This is a genomic window from Vibrio sp. 2132-1 (assembly GCF_033344315.1).
Genome location: NZ_JAWPON010000545.1, coordinates 1 through 607 on the forward strand (window position 1 = coordinate 1; position 607 = coordinate 607).

Annotated in this window: 2 pseudogenes; both read left to right on the top strand. The window is 48.1% G+C overall.

The window, feature by feature from the left end:
• Positions 1–241, top strand: a pseudogene (locus R8N47_RS26555) (gamma-carboxygeranoyl-CoA hydratase); the annotation flags it as partial.
• Positions 238–607 (top strand): annotated as a pseudogene (locus R8N47_RS26560) (hydroxymethylglutaryl-CoA lyase); the annotation flags it as partial. The pseudogenes R8N47_RS26555 and R8N47_RS26560, both read left to right, overlap by 4 nt.

Sequence of the window (607 nt, forward strand, 5' to 3'; positions counted from 1 at the left end):
TGAATCATGCGTAAGCGAAGTCGTCGCTTCTTTGCTACTCAATAGCCCAGATGCGATGAGAAAAGCGAAAGCACTGTGCGAACAATGCCACCAAAATCCCATTGATTCTCAGCTTATCCGCTACACCAGCCAATTGATCGCCGATATCCGTGTATCGCCGCAAGGGCAAGACGGTTTACAAGCTTTCTTAGAAAAACGGCCTCCGAGCTGGGTCCATCAACCTGATGCGGAGGAAGAATGACACTGCCTACTAACGTAACCATTGTTGAAGTTGGCCCTAGAGATGGACTTCAAAATGAATCACCGGTTTCGACTCGCACTAAAATCCGTCTGATTGATTTACTTTCTGACACGGGTTTGAGTCACATCGAAGCCGGCTCATTTGTCTCACCCAAATGGGTTCCGCAAATGGCAGATTCCAAAGAAGTCATGCAAAATATCACGCGAAGAGCCTCGGTGACTTACTCGGCACTCACCCCTAACCTCCAAGGGTTAGAGCAAGCCTTAGATGCTGGCGCCAATCAGGTCGCCATTTTCACTGCGGCTTCTGAAGTTTTTTGCCAGCATAACATCAACTGTTCAATTACAGAGAGCTTGAAACGCTTCG